Source organism: Agrobacterium pusense (assembly GCF_900102105.1).
GTDB lineage: Bacteria > Pseudomonadota > Alphaproteobacteria > Rhizobiales > Rhizobiaceae > Agrobacterium > Agrobacterium pusense.
Genome location: NZ_FNBB01000002.1, coordinates 23346 through 38625, shown reverse-complemented (window position 1 = coordinate 38625; position 15280 = coordinate 23346). Strand labels below are relative to the sequence as shown.

At 60.5% G+C, this 15280-nt stretch carries 15 protein-coding genes; 2 read left to right on the top strand and 13 right to left on the bottom strand.

Annotated features, from left to right (window positions below; translation table 11 throughout):
• Window positions 1-5: 5 nt before the first annotated feature.
• From uraH to BLU28_RS04770, 8 genes are all read right to left on the bottom strand, one after another.
• Entirely contained in the window at window positions 6-362 is a 357-nt protein-coding gene (gene uraH / locus BLU28_RS04805; RefSeq protein WP_037089711.1) for a hydroxyisourate hydrolase, read from the bottom strand.
• Complete coding sequence (locus BLU28_RS04800; protein WP_004443111.1) at window positions 359-859, bottom strand: ureidoglycolate lyase; 501 nt, start codon at window positions 857-859, stop codon at window positions 359-361. Before BLU28_RS04800 ends, uraH begins: the two co-directional genes overlap by 4 nt.
• A gap of 3 nt (window positions 860-862) precedes the next feature.
• The gene (locus BLU28_RS04795; protein WP_077987354.1) at window positions 863-1225 is read right to left on the bottom strand and encodes a HepT-like ribonuclease domain-containing protein; all 363 of its coding nucleotides are present in this window, start codon (window positions 1223-1225) and stop codon (window positions 863-865) included.
• Window positions 1222-1512 carry a nucleotidyltransferase family protein gene (locus BLU28_RS04790; protein ID WP_004443113.1) on the bottom strand — a complete coding sequence of 97 codons (291 nt, stop codon included), beginning with the start codon at window positions 1510-1512 and terminating at the stop codon, window positions 1222-1224. The genes BLU28_RS04795 and BLU28_RS04790 overlap by 4 nt, the downstream gene beginning before the upstream one ends.
• Window positions 1513-1561: 49 nt before the next feature.
• Window positions 1562-2059, bottom strand: coding sequence for a 2-oxo-4-hydroxy-4-carboxy-5-ureidoimidazoline decarboxylase (gene uraD / locus BLU28_RS04785; protein ID WP_077987353.1), 498 nt, complete (start codon window positions 2057-2059; stop codon window positions 1562-1564).
• Entirely contained in the window at window positions 2059-2982 is a 924-nt protein-coding gene (gene puuE, locus BLU28_RS04780; protein WP_072494737.1) for an allantoinase PuuE, read from the bottom strand. The genes uraD and puuE overlap by 1 nt, the downstream gene beginning before the upstream one ends.
• Window positions 2983-3182: 200 nt before the next feature.
• On the bottom strand, window positions 3183-3890 hold the full coding sequence (locus BLU28_RS04775) for a DUF1045 domain-containing protein (RefSeq protein ID WP_004443119.1): 708 nt from the start codon (window positions 3888-3890) through the stop codon (window positions 3183-3185).
• A gap of 96 nt (window positions 3891-3986) precedes the next feature.
• Window positions 3987-5201, bottom strand: a complete 1215-nt coding sequence (locus BLU28_RS04770) for an NAD(P)/FAD-dependent oxidoreductase (protein WP_034498736.1) — start codon at window positions 5199-5201, stop codon at window positions 3987-3989.
• Here BLU28_RS04770 and mnmD point away from each other — a divergent pair.
• The gene (mnmD, locus tag BLU28_RS04765; RefSeq protein ID WP_004443123.1) at window positions 5200-5955 is read left to right on the top strand and encodes a tRNA (5-methylaminomethyl-2-thiouridine)(34)-methyltransferase MnmC2; all 756 of its coding nucleotides are present in this window, start codon (window positions 5200-5202) and stop codon (window positions 5953-5955) included. The two genes, BLU28_RS04770 and mnmD, sit on opposite strands and share 2 nt — an antisense overlap.
• A gap of 11 nt (window positions 5956-5966) precedes the next feature.
• Here the strand turns inward: mnmD and BLU28_RS04760 are convergent, their stop codons facing one another.
• Window positions 5967-9641: a response regulator gene (locus tag BLU28_RS04760; protein ID WP_168247036.1), complete on the bottom strand. Its 3675-nt coding sequence runs from the start codon at window positions 9639-9641 to the stop codon at window positions 5967-5969.
• Between the two features lie 501 nt (window positions 9642-10142).
• On the opposite strand from BLU28_RS04760, the gene BLU28_RS04755 reads away from it, so the two are divergent.
• Window positions 10143-11615, top strand: a complete 1473-nt coding sequence (locus BLU28_RS04755; protein ID WP_004443127.1) for a DEAD/DEAH box helicase — start codon at window positions 10143-10145, stop codon at window positions 11613-11615.
• A gap of 232 nt (window positions 11616-11847) precedes the next feature.
• Here BLU28_RS04755 and BLU28_RS04750 read toward each other — a convergent pair whose 3' ends face one another.
• The 4 genes from BLU28_RS04750 to BLU28_RS04735 form a co-directional block, all read right to left on the bottom strand.
• Entirely contained in the window at window positions 11848-12756 is a 909-nt protein-coding gene (locus BLU28_RS04750) for a DMT family transporter (RefSeq protein WP_077987351.1), read from the bottom strand.
• 165 nt (window positions 12757-12921) lie between these two features.
• Window positions 12922-13311, bottom strand: a complete 390-nt coding sequence (locus BLU28_RS04745) for a DoxX family protein (RefSeq protein ID WP_004443130.1) — start codon at window positions 13309-13311, stop codon at window positions 12922-12924.
• Window positions 13312-13550: 239 nt separating this feature from the next.
• Window positions 13551-14168 carry a L,D-transpeptidase gene (locus BLU28_RS04740; protein WP_004443131.1) on the bottom strand — a complete coding sequence of 206 codons (618 nt, stop codon included), beginning with the start codon at window positions 14166-14168 and terminating at the stop codon, window positions 13551-13553.
• A 78-nt stretch (window positions 14169-14246) separates the two neighbouring features.
• The gene (locus tag BLU28_RS04735) at window positions 14247-15143 is read right to left on the bottom strand and encodes a DMT family transporter (RefSeq protein ID WP_045532131.1); all 897 of its coding nucleotides are present in this window, start codon (window positions 15141-15143) and stop codon (window positions 14247-14249) included.
• Between the last annotated feature and the right edge of the window lie 137 nt (window positions 15144-15280).

The window sequence follows — 15280 nt, the reverse complement described above, 5'->3', positions numbered from 1 at the left end:
CGGTGTCAGCTTCCTCGATAGGTGGAATAGCTATAAGGCGAGAGCAGCAAGGGCACATGGTAATGACCGCTCTCGTCGGCAATGCCGAAACGGATCGGGATAATATCGAGGAAGGCTGGTTTCGGAAGCACGACGCCCTTGCCTCGCAGATAATCGCCGGCATGGAAAACCAGCTCATACTCACCGGCCCTGAAACTGTCGCCAACGAGCAGCGGCCCGCCATCGACACGGCCGTCGCCATTTGTCTGCACCGTCTTCAGCTTGTCACGGCGATCACCGGAGAGCCGGTAGAGATCGATCACCAGCCCCTCGGCAGGCGTGCCGTGCGCGGCGTCGAGAACATGGGTTGTCAGACCGGTCATAGGCTGGGCTCCGCGATTACATAGGGCCTGTCGAAAAAATACTCTTCCAGATTGTTGCCCGGCCCGTCACGGTCGGCAACCAGAAAATCCGAAACCGCCTGCAACGGCATCAGCGGATAGTGCCAGACATTGCGGCGGTAATTCACGCCCTGATCGCCCCGCGCCAGAAACACCCGAGGCCGCCCCGGCCGGCCGCCATCGTCTTCGGCAACGACCACGAGAAAGGGCCGGCCGGAAAGCGGCGAAAAACTCTGGCTGCCGAGCGGATGCCGCTCCATCATCTCGATTTCATGCGGAAAGGCGCGCGGCTGCCCGCGGAAGATATTGAGGATCACACGTGCCCCCTCGCCTGCCGCCTCCGGCGCTGCGAGCGCATGATGCCGCTCCGTCTGGCCGCCATTGATGTACCGCATGGAAGAAGGTGTTGTTTCGATCACGTCGCCGAAGGAGGCAAACGCCTCCTTGGTAAGAGGTTGTATGTTGAGAAAATCAGTCAAATGTCATTCACCTTGGGCATGCCAGTTTCGGAGAAGGGAGAGGCGCGCCTGCAAATCCGGAATACTCTGCGTTATCGTTTTCCAGACGACCGAGAGCTCTGCCCGGAAGTAATCATGCACGATCAGATTGCGCATACCCTTCATCTTGATCCAGGGGATTTCCGGGTGCTGCTGTATAAATGCTGGGTAGTGCCTGTCGAGCTTGGCGACCGCCTCGCCAATCAGGGCAAGACCCATCATCACCGCCATCTGCGTGCGCGTGTCGGAAGAAAAAGCGGCCTCATCCATATCCTGAATGAAATCCCGTATCCTGGCAGCAGCAACATCCATCTCCTTCAGATAGAGCAGAAGCCGATCCGTACTCATACCGCTTTGGCTTCCTTCAGAACGCGCGCCCGAATATCCGAATGCAAGCCGCCCGAGGTGACGACATCGACCTCGACACCAAGCATCGTCTTCAGTTCTTCCAGCAAACCGCCGAGATCAAACAGCGTCGTACCCGGCAGCGCGTCCACCAGAATGTCGAGATCGCTGTCCGGCCTGTCCTCGCCGCGGGCGACGGAGCCGAACACGCGGGGATTTGCCGCATTGAAGCGTTTCGTCGCTTCGCGGATCGCTTCCCTGTTCTTTTCCAGCACCTCGGAAGGTCTCATCGTCATCTCCACACGGCGCGATTCTAGCAGAATGGCCGCAACGCGCCAATCATCCCTGCGGCAGCATTGCGCAAAGACGAAGCCAGGCGATCTTTTCAACCTGCCCCGTGGCGGTCGCGAATTCTTCGGCTGCGCCGTTACCTATGCGTGTCTCGAAGGCCGAGAGTATATCGTGCCTGTTCAGCCCCTTGACCGCGATGATGAAAGGAAAACCGAATTTATCGGTATAGGCGCTGTTCAATTCGGTAAAACGGGCGTGCTCTTCCTGGGTAAGCCTGTCGAGCCCGGCACCGGCCTGTTCGTTGCGGCTGTCTGCCGTCAACTCACCGGCAATTGCCAGCTTCCCGGCAAGATCGGGATGCGCCCGCAACACTCCAAGCCTTTCCGCCTCGGGAGCCGCGCGAAACTGCGCGCTAAGCGCGGCATGAACCGCCTTCGCCGTCAGCTCCAGGCCGGCCCCACCAGCGTCATAGGCCCGCTCGGCAATGAATGGCGAATGTTCGAACACGCCGCCGAAACGGGTAACGAAGTCCTCACGCGTCAGCATCAAAGCGCCTCCGGCTTGTGATGCTCATGCCAGTGACGGGCGATCTCGATGCGCTGCGGGATCCACACCTTTTCGTGGCCAAGCACATATTCGATGAAGCGGCGAAGTGCCGCTGCGCGACCCGGACGGCCGACAAGACGACAATGCAGGCCGACACTCATCATCTTCGGCGCACCTTCGACACCTTCCTGATAAAGCACGTCGAAAGCGTCCTTCAGATAGGTGAAGAACTGGTCGCCGGAATTGAAGCCCTGCGGCGTGGCAAACCGCATGTCGTTGGTCTCAAGCGTGTAGGGAATGATCAGGAAAGGCTCATCCTTCACACCCTTCACCCAATAGGGCAGATCGTCGGCATAGGAGTCCGACGAATAGAGAAAACCACCCTCTTCCATGACAAGCCGCAGCGTATTGTCCGAGGGCTTGCCCTGATACATGCCATAGGGACGTTCGCCGGTGACCTCCGTGTGCAGACGGACCGCTTCGACGATGTGCTTACGCTCTTCCTCCTCGGAAAAATCCTTGTATTCCAGCCAGCGGTATCCGTGGCTGGCGATTTCCCAACCCGCTTCCTTCATCGCCGCAACCGCTTCCGGGTTGCGGGCCATGGCTGCGGTCACGCCGTAAACGGTGGTGGTGACGCCAAGCCCGGTGAACATGCGCCACAGCCGCCAGAAGCCGGCGCGCGAGCCATATTCATAGATCGATTCCATGTTCAGGTTGCGCTGGCCAGGCCAGGGCTGGGCGCCGACGATTTCCGACAGCAGCGATTCCGACGCCTTGTCATTGTCGAGAATGCAACTTTCGCCACCCTCTTCGTAATTGATGACGAATTGCACGGCAATGCGCGCACCGCCCGGCCATTTCGGATCGGGAACATTGCGGCCATAGCCCACCAGATTGCGGGAGTAGTTTTCGGAAATCATTCAGCCACCCAGACCATCTCTCCCAATCGGCAACCGATTTCGGAGACATAAACAGAACTTCGAAGATGCCTGATCCAGACGGATGACGCAGCGCACTTCGAATATGCGATGTCGAACGGTAGCATTCGCATCCGGAATGTCGAGATCAATTTTGCCGACATTCCGAAGCTTTTTTGTATACGATTATGATGGCGCGCCAGTCAGGCAATCTTGCGGGCGGAAACGCGGCCCATGGGATGAAGCGAGTGCACCCGGAAAGGCGCTCCCGGCTCATCCTCGATGAAGAGCGCAAGGCTGGAAAATTGCAGGGACCGGGACAGCAGCGGCTCGAACACCTTGCGCACGGCCCGCTCGATCCTCTGGCTGCTGGCGGGTTCCACACCGCCGGTCAACGACATCTGGAACCGGAACTCGTCCATCACATGCGGGCTGCCCCAGCGGTGCAGATTGGTGAGCTGCGAGGCCGACAGCCGGTCCGGATCGGCACGCTCGATCTCCGCCTCTGTGAGAGGCGCCCGGTAACGGTCGAATTCCTGCACGACGCGGGCCGCGAAAAAATGCAGCACTTCACAGGGCCGTTCGGGGACGAGGCTGAAGACATTGTCATGCCTCGCCACCACAAGTTGCGGCAACGGAAAGGGTTCCTGCCTGCCGGAAAAATACATCAGGTCGCGCAGGAGCGCCGCTTCGGACTGACCCTCGGCAAGGCGGAAAGGAGCCTTGATGGTGCCATGGAAACCATACCGGCGCGGCAGGGCCGTGTGATAGGAAATCTCCTGCATGCCAAGATCGATCATACCGGGCGGCTCAACCGCCTGACCGGAATAGGCATCGCGCCCCAGCCACGCAGCGGCCACCTGCGTCAGGGGGTCATTGGGGGAAGGCGTGAAATGAATGGCGTATCGCATGCGCTGTCACCTCGCCGCAAAAGCGGACAAACCTGCCTCGTTGCAGGCCAGCAAATAAGTGATTTGCGTGACAGATTAACGACGTAAGCGGTCTGGTCAGAACTTTCCGATGCCCGCCATGGCTATGTTCACGTGTTCTTGAAGCTGGAAACTCCGCGGCACGTCCGGTGCCTTTCCGCAGACGGCCTGTAGCGCGGCATCGGCAAGAGAATGGGCAAGACCGAAGCTCACCTTGAAGCCGCCCGTCAATGCCACAAGCTTCGGGTGACCGGCAACCGTTCCCACCATGGGGTCTCTGCCCGCAGCCTTCGGCCGCAGCCCGGCCCAGCGTTCGAGAACCGGCGCCCCGCCAAGGCAGGGGACAATCGCAGCCGCATCCGCAAGCAGTTTTTCCAGCTTCTCATCCGTATCGAAGGGGTCGGAAAAACAATCTTCGCTGGTACTGCCGATGGCGACCGTTCCGTCTTCGTGCGGCACGATGTAAAGACCGTTCAGGAACACCACCGGCATGGCCGGATCGACCGCCGCGTCGAGCAGCGCCGCCTGCCCCTTCACCGGCTGCCCGAGCACCAGCCCGGTGTCGAGGCCCAGTGCGTCCCGGATCAGGGGAAAGGATCGATGCCCATTGGCGATCACGGCGTGCCCGAACACGACCTCGTCACCCGAAGACAGCGCCGCCCGGCCTGTCTCCGCGTCAAGCGAAAGGACGCGGCAACCCTTGATCAACCGCACATGCCGCGCCTTGCCGAGAAATGCCGAAAGAAGCGCAATCATTGCACGCGGAGCCACCCGCGCCGCCAGCGTATCGAACACGAAACCCGCTGCGCCAGCCGCGTCATCCACCCAGCCCGCAACCGCGGGGCTGTCACCGACATGCCAATGGAACCGGCGCTCACCCGAGACCCAGTTCTCCTGCGCATCCCTTTCATGCCGCTCGGCGATGGGACGCAGATGCGGCTTCGGCAATGGGATGATCCGGCCAGAGCGGCGATAACCGGCGGAAAGCCCGGTCTCCGCCTCCAGCCCGGCGATCTCTTTTTCCAGCGCCACGAGGGCGGCGAACTGGAACTGCTTCTTGTCCGACCAGCGGTCCGGCATATGAGGCATCAGCGCGCCGAGCAGCCCGCCACTCGCGCCGCCACCGGGATGGTCCGCCTCCACTAACAACGTATCGATGCCGAGCCGTTCCGCCTTAACCGCAGCCCATAGACCCATGATACCACCCCCGACGATGAGGAGAGGGACGGAAGCAGGCAAAGGCGTTCTTGGTGATTGACCCTGTTCGAAAGCGGGATTATCGGCTTTAGCCATGAAAGATTCCAACGACACTATCAGAGAGACTGGCGCACAGGCCGGTTCGGCAACCGGCGAAACCCACACTGCACTCGACTGGCGTGACGGGGATATGCCCTATTCGCTGGCTTTTGACGACCATTTTTATTGCCAGACGGATGGCAGGCTGGAATGTGGCCACGTCTTCCTGTCAGGAAACGGCCTGCCGCAACGCTGGCGGGAACGCGAAGGCGTCTTCCGCATCGGGGAACTGGGCTTCGGCACCGCGCTCAATCTGTGCGAGACATGGCGCCAATGGAAAGAGCTCCGCAACGGCCGCTCCACGTTGCATTTCATCTCCTTCGAACTCTACCCGATGAAGGCGGACGAGATCGGCCGGGCACTTTCCCGCTGGCCGGAGGTGGACGCCGAACGCAGGGCGCTCACCGCCCTCTGGCCCGCCGAACCGAAGGGGAAGGTAGAGATTGAACTCGATGGTGAAACACGCCTGACGGTGGTCTGCGGCGAGGCGCTCACCGGTATTTCCAACAGTCACGAAACCTTCGATGCCTGGTTCCTGGATGGTTTCGCACCTGCGCGCAACCCGGACATGTGGTCGCTGGAGATCATGCAGGCACTGTTCGCCAGGACGGCGCCGGCAGGCACCTTCGCCACCTATGCCGCCGCAGGCTTCGTCCGCCGCAATCTCATCGCCGCCGGTTTTGATGTGGAACGACGCAAGGGTTTCGCAGGAAAACGGGAAATGCTCTGCGGCACCAGGCCCCCGGTTTGACCAAAACGACATCAGCGACCGGTTGCGTCATCAGATACCCGGCGCGGAATATCTTCACCCAGCCACTGGGCGATCTTATCCTCGAGAATTTCGGGGCTGATGGGCTTCGACAGATAATCGTCCATGCCGGCCTGCAGGCATAGATCGCGGTCAGCATCCTGCGTATGGGCCGTCACGCCAATGATCGGCACATGCCGGCCTTCGGCGGCCGCAAGTTCGGCCGTCCGGATCGCCTGCGTTGCCTGATGCCCGTTCATGACAGGCATGGAGACATCCATGAGGATGATCGCGGGATTATATTCCTCCCACGCCTGAACGGCCTTTTTCCCATTGCCGACGATCAGGAACCGCAGACCCGTCTGCTGCAAAATCTGCGTGAAAACAATCTGGTTGACGTCATTGTCCTCGGCCACCAGCACATCGATCAGGCTGGGCCGCAGCCGGACGGAAACTGTCGGCACCTCTGCCCGCCGCTTCTTTTCTGAAGCAGGACCTTCCGGCCGGGACGAACCGCCGTCCGAGGCACCTGCGAAAGCTTCCGGCCGCGCGCGTTTCAGCCGCACGTCGCGCACCACGTCGAACAGGGTGGAGCGCAACAGCCGCGCCCGCGCGGGCTTCATCAGATGTGCCTGCACGTTGAGATCGGTAAAGAGCGTCTCGTCACCCACGACATCCATGGACGTCAGGAAAATGATGGCGATGTCGTCGAAACGGCGATCCGCCCTGATCCGCTCCACGACGTCCAGGCCGTTCATGACAGGCATGTGATAATCAAGAATGATGGCGTCGATCGAAAGACCCACCGCTACGGCTTCCTGCAGCACGGCAATGCCGGTGGGCCCTCCCTCGACGGCATGGCCGTCTATGCCCCAGCTTTGCAGCTGCTCCGTCAGGATGCGCCGGTTGACATCGTTGTCATCGATGACGAGCACCCGGATATTTTCGATCGCCACCGAAAGAGGTGGGACATCCCTCCGCCTTTCGGTCATCTGAAACGGGATATTGACCTCGAAACTCGACCCCTTGCCCACTTCGCTGACGACATCGATCTTGCCGTTGAACAGTCCGACAAGGCCGACGGTGATCGCCAGGCCGAGCCCGGTTCCTTCGTGACGGCGCGTGGCGGAACTATCGACCTGGCTGAACTTGTCGAAGATCGTCTCCAGCTTGTCGGAGGGAATACCGATCCCGCTGTCTTCGACACGCAGCGACAGGATAGCCTCCGAAGCTTCCGCTGACTGCGCAGAAAGCTCCACCAGCACATGACCGGTTTCGGTGAACTTGACGGCATTCCCGACGAGGTTTGTAACAATCTGGCGGAAGCGTCCGGCGTCACCGATGACCTTGCCGAAAACCGACGGGTCGGTCCGCACCACCAGCTCTATATTCTTCTCCAGCGCCGCCGAGGACAGGAGCGAAACCACATCCTCAACGGCTTCCGCCGGATCGAAAGATACGCTGCGCAGTTTCATCTGCCCGGCTTCGATCTTGGAGAAATCGAGGATGTCGTTGATGATCGTCAGAAGCGCATTGCCTGACTTGACGATGATGTCGGTGAAAGTCTTCTGGCGCGTATCGAGGTTGGATTTGGCCAGAAGCTCCGCCATGCCAAGCACGCCGTTCATCGGTGTACGAATTTCATGGCTCATATTGGCCAGAAATTCCGATTTGGCGCGGTCCGCCGCTTCCGCCCGCGAAAGCAGACGTTGCAATTCGCCTTCGCGCATCTTCATCTCGGTCACGTCGGTGACGATCACGAGCCAGTAATTGCCGGAACTGTTGGTGGCTTCCAGGTTGAGCCAGCTCTTGCCGGCGACATGGATTAGCCAGGAGAACGGCCGGTTGGCGGCAATGTTGTCTTTCCAGGCATTGAGCATCGCGGCCGCTTCCTCAGCCGTGCCGAAATCTCCGCGCGCGGCACAATGGGCAAAGAAGCCGGACCAGTCGCGATCCTTTTCCAGCAGCTCGGGAGGCACGTCGAACATCCGCGCCATCGCCTCGTTGGACATGATGATCGTGCCCTGCTCCACCAGCACCAGGCCCTGCGCCATGGCGCGCGTCGCGCCCTGCATATATTCTCCGACGCGCTCCAGCTCGGCCTTCGCCTTGCTGATTTCGGCGTCGCGCATTCGCACATCCGTCACATCGGCATAGGTGCTGAGGATTTTTCCGCCTTCGAGGCGCGTTTTGGAGATGACGGTCACCTTGCCGCTTTTGCTGCGCACCTCGCGGGGGGCAAAGGCCTCATCCTTCAGGAGCCGCTGCGCCCGCTCGCTATAGACCTCGTCGAAAGGCCGATCGCCATAATCATAAAGGCCGCTATCGAAATTCATCCTCATGAATTCGCGATAGTCTTTGCCCACAAGTGATTTCTCGCCGCCGATTTCGCCCCAGACCTGGTAGAAGAACGGATTGACATATTCGATGACGAGATCGGCGCTGAGAAGCAGCACCCCCACGGGCAGCGCGTGAAGCACCGCCTCGAGCTGGCGATGCAGCGCCTCGGCTTCGGCCTGTGTGGCGATCAGCGCCTTTTCCCGCTCCTGCAGGAGGCTGACATCGGTGACGGAGCCCACGAGGTAATATTCGTCATCCGGTGTCGCAACGCGGCCGAGCCGCGTGATGACGGGAATGGACCGTCCGTTGCGCTGAGGCATGTTTCCCGTGCGTTCGAGCGCCTCCCCGGTCTGCAAGATCCGTTCGTTTTCCTGCTGGAACTGGGAGCCATTCTGCGGAAACATTTCGGATTCGGTCTTGCCGATATAGTCGGCGAGATTGCCGCCGAGAAATGCGTCATAGGCGGCATTGGCATAGGTCAGCCGCCTGTCCTGATCCCTCAGGAAAACCCCCACCGGCAATTGTTCGAGGGCAGCGCGCAGCAACCAGGTCTCGCGGATCTGGGCGCTGAGAAGGGTCTCGTGCGCCTTGAACTCGGTCACATCGATGCGCAGGCCAACCAGCATGCCGTTTTCCAGCCGCTTGTTGACCATGCGCACCCAGCGGCCATCGGCGAACTGCTCCACCCTTTCGAGATAGGGCAGGGAAAAATCGCGCAACTGCTCCCGCATCCAGCCTTCGAACGCAGGGTCGTCTTCTTTGACGCGACGATATCCGCTCGAAAAATAGAGCGCCTCCATCAGCGCCTCGAGCCGGATGCCCGGCTTCAGCTCGACACCAAAACCGCTATAGAACTCCGCGAAACGGGCATTGCAATAAACCAGCCGGTTTTCCGGATCGTAGACGACGATGCCGGCATCGATGAAATCCATGAGGCCGCTACTGAACAGCAGGTCCGACGCCCCGCCGATATCCGCCGTCCCCGTCAGAACGCCCAAGGGCATGTCTTCCACCGTTTCGAACAGGAACAGGCTGCCGTCATCATCGGTGAAGCGCTCGCAGCGAAGTGTGTATGGCAGGGAGGAAACCGAGGCATGGCAGGCGATCATCTCGTCCGTCGCAAAAACGAGTGAACGGCGCTCCCTGTCCTCCCGCTCCGCATCACGGATATCAGCCGAGAGGGAAAGGCTGGTGTGGCCTTCGAACGCCCTGAGGGGACGCCCCATCAACCGTGCGTAGGCGGCGTTGACCACGAGATAGCGCAGCTCGCTGTCCTTGATGCACGCGGGCAGGTTCAGGGCGGCAACAGCCCTGCAAGCCTTTTCCAGCAACCCGCTGCCCTCGGTCAATCGATACTCCACAGCGTGCAGTTTCACTTTTGTCGAATCAAATATTTCTAGATGACTTCGCAAAAACGTTATGTGAGAAAATCTGTTTTTGCTATGCGCCCTGCCCGGCAATACACTTTTTTAACCATAATTATTCGCTGCGGCCCAGCTCTTCGGCCAGCTGGCGGCAGCGTTCCGCATGGCTGCCATGCGCCGTCCGGCAGCCATGTCATGAAACTATCGCTTGACTTTGGCGAGTAAAACGCCCACATGCCGGTCAAGCTTTCACCTTCGGCAGCCGCGTGAGCTGCAGCGTATGTTGAGAAGACTTGGTCCGAGAGAGACTTGGCCCGCATGAAGGAAAAGCGCAGAGAATACAGAAGACGGCATGTGCCGCACTGATGCGCAGAAAGTTATTCCAACCCACAAGTTCCCAATTCACGCGGGGTTCTTGACGCCGAAACCGCCGGACAGCAGCCCTGTTCCGGACGATTGGTTTTTGGCGCCCCGAAAGGCATTATATTGACCAGTTTTAGCGAACTCGGCCTCTCCGAAAAGATTGTTGCCAGCGTTACCCAGCTTGGCTACACAACCCCGACCCCCATTCAGGCAAAAGCCATTCCGCTGCTGCTCGAAGGCCGCGACCTCATCGGCCTCGCACAGACCGGAACCGGCAAGACCGCCGCTTTCGGCCTGCCGATCATCGAAATGCTGATGAAGCAGGCGGACCGCCCGGCAAACCGCACCTGCCGCACGCTCATCCTTGCCCCGACCCGCGAGCTGGTGAACCAGATCGGCGAAAACCTGCGCGCTTTCGTGAAGAAGACGCCGCTGCGCATCAACCAGGTGGTTGGCGGCGCATCGATCAACAAGCAGCAGCTCCAGCTCGAAAAGGGCACGGACATTCTGGTGGCAACCCCCGGCCGCCTGCTTGACCTCATCGCCCGCAACGCCATCTCGCTCTCCAAGGTCACCTATCTGGTGCTGGACGAAGCGGACCAGATGCTCGACCTCGGCTTCATTCACGATCTGCGCAAGATCTCGAAGATGGTGCCCGCCAAGCGCCAGACGCTGCTCTTCTCCGCCACCATGCCGAAGGCGATCGCCGATCTTGCCCACAGCTACCTGACCGATCCGCTGAAGGTCGAAGTGACCCCGCCCGGCAAGGCAGCCGACAAGGTGGAGCAATATGTCCACTTCGTCGCCGGCAAGAACGACAAGACCGAGCTTCTGAAGAAGTCGCTCAACGAGAACCCGGATGGCCGCGCCATCGTGTTCCTGCGCACAAAGCACGGTGCGGAGAAGCTCTACAAGCATCTCGAACATATCGGCTTCAAGGTCGCCTCCATCCACGGCAACAAGAGCCAGGGCCAGCGCGAGCGCGCCCTGAAGGGCTTCAAGGACGGCGAGATCAAGGTTCTGGTCGCAACCGACGTCGCGGCCCGCGGCATCGATATCCCGGCCGTGACGCACGTCTTCAACTATGACCTGCCGGAAGTACCGGACGCTTATGTCCACCGCATCGGCCGTACCGCCCGTGCCGGCCGCGACGGCATCGCCATTGCTTTCTGCGCACCGGACGAAACCCGCCTGTTGCACGACATCGAAAAGCTGATGAAGATCGATATTCCGGTTGCTTCTGGTGAACGCCCGGCCGGTCTTGCCAGCCCGACGCGCCCCAACAACAACCGCGGCGGACGAAATAACAATGGCGGCCAGCAGCGCGGTCCGCGCGAAGGCGGACGCCACAACGGCGAATCCCGCCCGTCTCGCCACCACGCGCCGCGCGATGCGGACAATGATCTTGAAGTCACCTCAGACTTCAAGCGCGTGAAGCAGGCCGAAGGCGACGCAGGCCGCCCGGCTGGCCCGCGCAAGCATCGTCGTCCGGCCCGCAAGCCCGGCGGCAGCGGCGCCAACCGCCACGCCCCTGCCGGCGGCAACGGCCAGGAAAAACGCGCTTCCGGTAACGGCCATCGCGGCCGCAACCGTTAAGGCGCTCTGAATGGATTGAGGACGCCGCGGCATTGCCGGGCGTTTCTTCTCCCCGCCGGGCAGAAGATGGCCCGAAGGGTCGGATGAGGGGGTAAAGTTGCCGTATCTCATCACCCTTGCCCCCTCAGCCCGCTGCCGCGACCTTCTCCCCGGCGGGGAGAAGACAAGCGGCACGCGCTCGCCAATAATCAAGCCCCGCAGCCACACCCGGTAGCGGGGCTTTTCTTCGCCTTCAGTTCCCCTGCGCGACCGGACGACGCCGTGACGGCAGGGTCATCGCCAGCACGCCCGCAATCACGCAGACGAGCCCACCCCACATGGCGGGCGTCGGCATTTCCCCCAGAAACGCCATGCCGATGGCGACCCCGACCGGCACCCTGAGATAGGCCTGCGAGGTGGTACCGACCGAACCGAGCGTCTGCATCAGCCGGAAATAGATCATGAAGGCGAGCGCGGTCGAAAACACACTGAGGCACAACAGCGCCGCCAGTGATGCCGCCGAAGGCGACAAGGTCCAGGGTCGGTCGACAATCAGGCTCACGGGCAGCAGCAGGACAGCACCGCAGATAAGCGAGCCGGCGGCCGGCATGATCGGATCGAGCCCTTTGAAATTTTTACTGAAAATGGCCGCGCAGGCATAAGAAAATGCCGCTGTCAGCACGGCGAGCTGGCTCCATATCGCCTCGCCCGCCCCATCAAGTGCCTCCATGCCGATAATGAGGCAAACGCCCGTCATGCCGGCAATCGTGCCGAACAGCTTGCGCCCGCTGACTGCCTCATGCCGGATCACGAGCGCCGTGAGAAGAAAGGTAAAGATCGGCGTCGTGGCATTGAGAATGACGGCGAGGCCGGCATCGATGCTCTGTTCGGCCCAGGCGATCAGCGTGAAGGGGAGAACGCTGTTGATACAGGCCTGAATGAAGAACAGCCGCCACGTCGCTAAATCCGTGGGCAGACGCAACCCGCGCAGCCGGATCACCGCGAAGAGCAGCAGACCGGCGATCATCGTGCGCGATGCGATGAAGGTAAGGGGCGGAATGGTCTCCACCCCGATCTTGATGAAAGTGTAGGATGCGGCCCACAGCGTGGACAACACGGCCAGAAGCAGCAATTCGCGGGCGATGGGGTTCTCAGAGGACACGGATCGATTTCCAACTACATTGAGGGTGACCCGTTCTTAACCGGAAAACAGGCGCCTATGCTTCGGCCGCGGCCGAAGTATCGATCCTGCTCTAAAAAGAAGCCCCGCGCGGCGTTGGCCACGCGGGGGGGTTCGGCAAAACAAATCGATGTCCGGTCAGGCAGATCAGGCCCGGCGCTCATCCACCGAGAAAGCGCCCGGACCGGCCACGAACAGATAGAGGAAGATGAAGCAGAACAGGATGGCGGCATCACCCCCGTTGAGTGCCGGGAAGAAGCTCTTCGGCCCATGCGCGATGAAATAGGCAACCGCCATCTGGCCGGACAGGATGAATGCGACCGGACGCGTGAAAAGACCGATCAGCACGAGAATGCCGCCGACGAATTCCAGAATCGCCGCCACCAGCAGCATCGTCGGCAGGGAGCCTTCCATCTGCGATGCCGGAAAACCAAACAGTTTCTGCGTTCCATGCGAAATGAAAAGCAGCGCCGTCATGATGCGCAACGCCCCGAGTGCCTGTGGGCGATAGCGGGAGAGAGAATCGAAAATTGCCATGTTGATGTGTCCCCGTTGAAGTGGTGAAGCGCCGATATGAGCGCGATGGCACGTTTATGGATACACCTCCGAAATAGCGGAAATCACGTTTCCGATATTGCAGAACTACCTAAAATACTCAAAACGCCATTTTCTACAAATAGTTGATTTCACCATAGAAAATTGACTTTCTTACAGAAAAATCAACTCAGGGCTTCAGACATTTTTTCGATCGCAACAGGCGGAAAAACCGTCCCGCCTCACGCCTGCAGCACCACCACCTTCGAACCGACAGGCACGCGGCTATAGAGGTCGATGATGTCGTGGTTCAGCATGCGGATGCAGCCGCTCGACATGGCGTGGCCGATGGACTGCGGCTGGTTGGTGCCATGCAGGCGGAACATGGTGTCGTTGCCGCCGCGATAAAGATAGAGCGCGCGGGCGCCAAGCGGATTGTTCGGGCCGCCGGGCATGCCGGCTGCGAATTTCAGATTGCGCGGATCGCGGCGCATCATGTTCGCGGTTGGTGTCCAGGATGGCCATTCCGCCTTGCGACCGATATAGGCGTCACCCTTCAGGGCAAGACCCTGGCGGCCTACACCGACGCCGTAGCGCATTGCGCGACCGTCGCCGAGAACATAATAAAGCCGCCGCGCCGGCGTATCCACAACCACCGTTCCAGCCGGATGGCGCGTATCATAGGCCACCTCCTGCCGGCGCAGTTCGGGCTTCACCTTATCGAGATGCATGGCGGGAAGCGGGAATTTTTCCTCCGGCTTCGCCGCGTAATCCAGCCTGTGCTGGCCGATGCCGGTGTTTGCGCAGCCAGCCAGAAACAGCGGCAATCCAAACAGAACACCACGACGTGAAATAGACATGTAACCCCCGCCAAATCATGTGATTAACGAGAGGTATAATTTTATGGTTAACAAACCCCTAATATGAGGTTGCAGTAATTAACCCGCCGCAACCGATGCGGCAGGTTTGCGATTGGCGAGATAAACGCCTGTCACCGCCAGAACCGTACCCGCAATCATCGCAGGCGTCAGCGTCTCGCCGAAAAGCAGGGCGGCTTCCACCGCGGCAAGCGGCGGCACGAGATAGATCAGCGAAGCGGCGCGCGAAACCTGGCCGCGCCGGATCAGATAAAGAAGCAGCGCCACGGCCCCGATGGAAATCGCGCCGACAGACCAGGCGAGCGTGGCGGCAAGGCCGAGGCTCCAGTCCACATGCCCATCTTCCAGCAGAAGCGCGAAGGGAACCGTTACCAGCAGCGCGCCGACATATTGCAGCGTTGCCACCGCCATGATGTTGCCGCCATGCACGTACTTCTTCTGGTAGAGCGTGCCATAGGTGACCGAGGTCATGCCCAGCACATTCACCGCCACGGCGTAAAGCGGCACCGACAGCCCGCCTGCACCCGCGGCCATGACCTTCGGCAGCACCGCGATGGCGATGCCGGCAAAGCCGATGAGCAGGCCGGCGCGCTGCAGCGGCGAGATCCTTTCGCCGATCATGAAACGGGCGGCCACCGCCGTCATCAGCGGCTGCAGGCCGGCGATAATGCCGCCGATCGCCGCCGGCACGCCCTGCCCTATCGCCCACCAGATCATGCCGAGATAAAGACCGTGCAGGAAGACGCCTGACAGGATCGCCCGGAAGATACCGACACGACTTTCGGGCCACTGGATGGACGAAAAGCGGCAGATCGCCCACAGCAAAACGCCCGCCAGAAGATAGCGCAGACAGAGGAAGGTCAGCGGCCCGGTATAATAGACCGCATATTTGGCGGTGACCCAGCCCGTCGACCAGAGAAAGACGAAGATGGCCGGAGCCAAACGGTCGAGCGACATGGGCGCATCCTCTGTGTAGCATGATGTCCGCTACCGGTGCGGGACAGACGGCGAATTGATGTTTCTGCGGCTTCACGCAAACCGGCGAATAGTCGACCCGGGTGTTCAGCATGGCGGTATCCGCATCCCGGCAAAAG

Excerpts from the sequence above, each read along its gene's own strand:
- uraH (WP_037089711.1), bottom strand. The coding sequence starts at position 362 with ATGACCGGTCTGACAACCCATGTTCTCGACGCCGCGCACGGCACGCCT.
- BLU28_RS04795 (WP_077987354.1), bottom strand. The coding sequence starts at position 1,225 with ATGAGTACGGATCGGCTTCTGCTCTATCTGAAGGAGATGGATGTTGCT.
- BLU28_RS04790 (WP_004443113.1), bottom strand. The coding sequence starts at position 1,512 with ATGAGACCTTCCGAGGTGCTGGAAAAGAACAGGGAAGCGATCCGCGAA.
- uraD (WP_077987353.1), bottom strand. The coding sequence starts at position 2,059 with ATGCTGACGCGTGAGGACTTCGTTACCCGTTTCGGCGGCGTGTTCGAA.
- puuE (WP_072494737.1), bottom strand. The coding sequence starts at position 2,982 with ATGATTTCCGAAAACTACTCCCGCAATCTGGTGGGCTATGGCCGCAAT.
- BLU28_RS04775 (WP_004443119.1), bottom strand. The coding sequence starts at position 3,890 with ATGCGATACGCCATTCATTTCACGCCTTCCCCCAATGACCCCCTGACG.
- mnmD (WP_004443123.1), top strand. The coding sequence starts at position 5,200 with ATGAAAGATTCCAACGACACTATCAGAGAGACTGGCGCACAGGCCGGT.
- BLU28_RS04770 (WP_034498736.1), bottom strand. The coding sequence starts at position 5,201 with ATGGCTAAAGCCGATAATCCCGCTTTCGAACAGGGTCAATCACCAAGA.
- BLU28_RS04745 (WP_004443130.1), bottom strand. The coding sequence starts at position 13,311 with ATGGCAATTTTCGATTCTCTCTCCCGCTATCGCCCACAGGCACTCGGG.
- BLU28_RS04740 (WP_004443131.1), bottom strand. The coding sequence starts at position 14,168 with ATGTCTATTTCACGTCGTGGTGTTCTGTTTGGATTGCCGCTGTTTCTG.
- BLU28_RS04735 (WP_045532131.1), bottom strand. The coding sequence starts at position 15,143 with ATGTCGCTCGACCGTTTGGCTCCGGCCATCTTCGTCTTTCTCTGGTCG.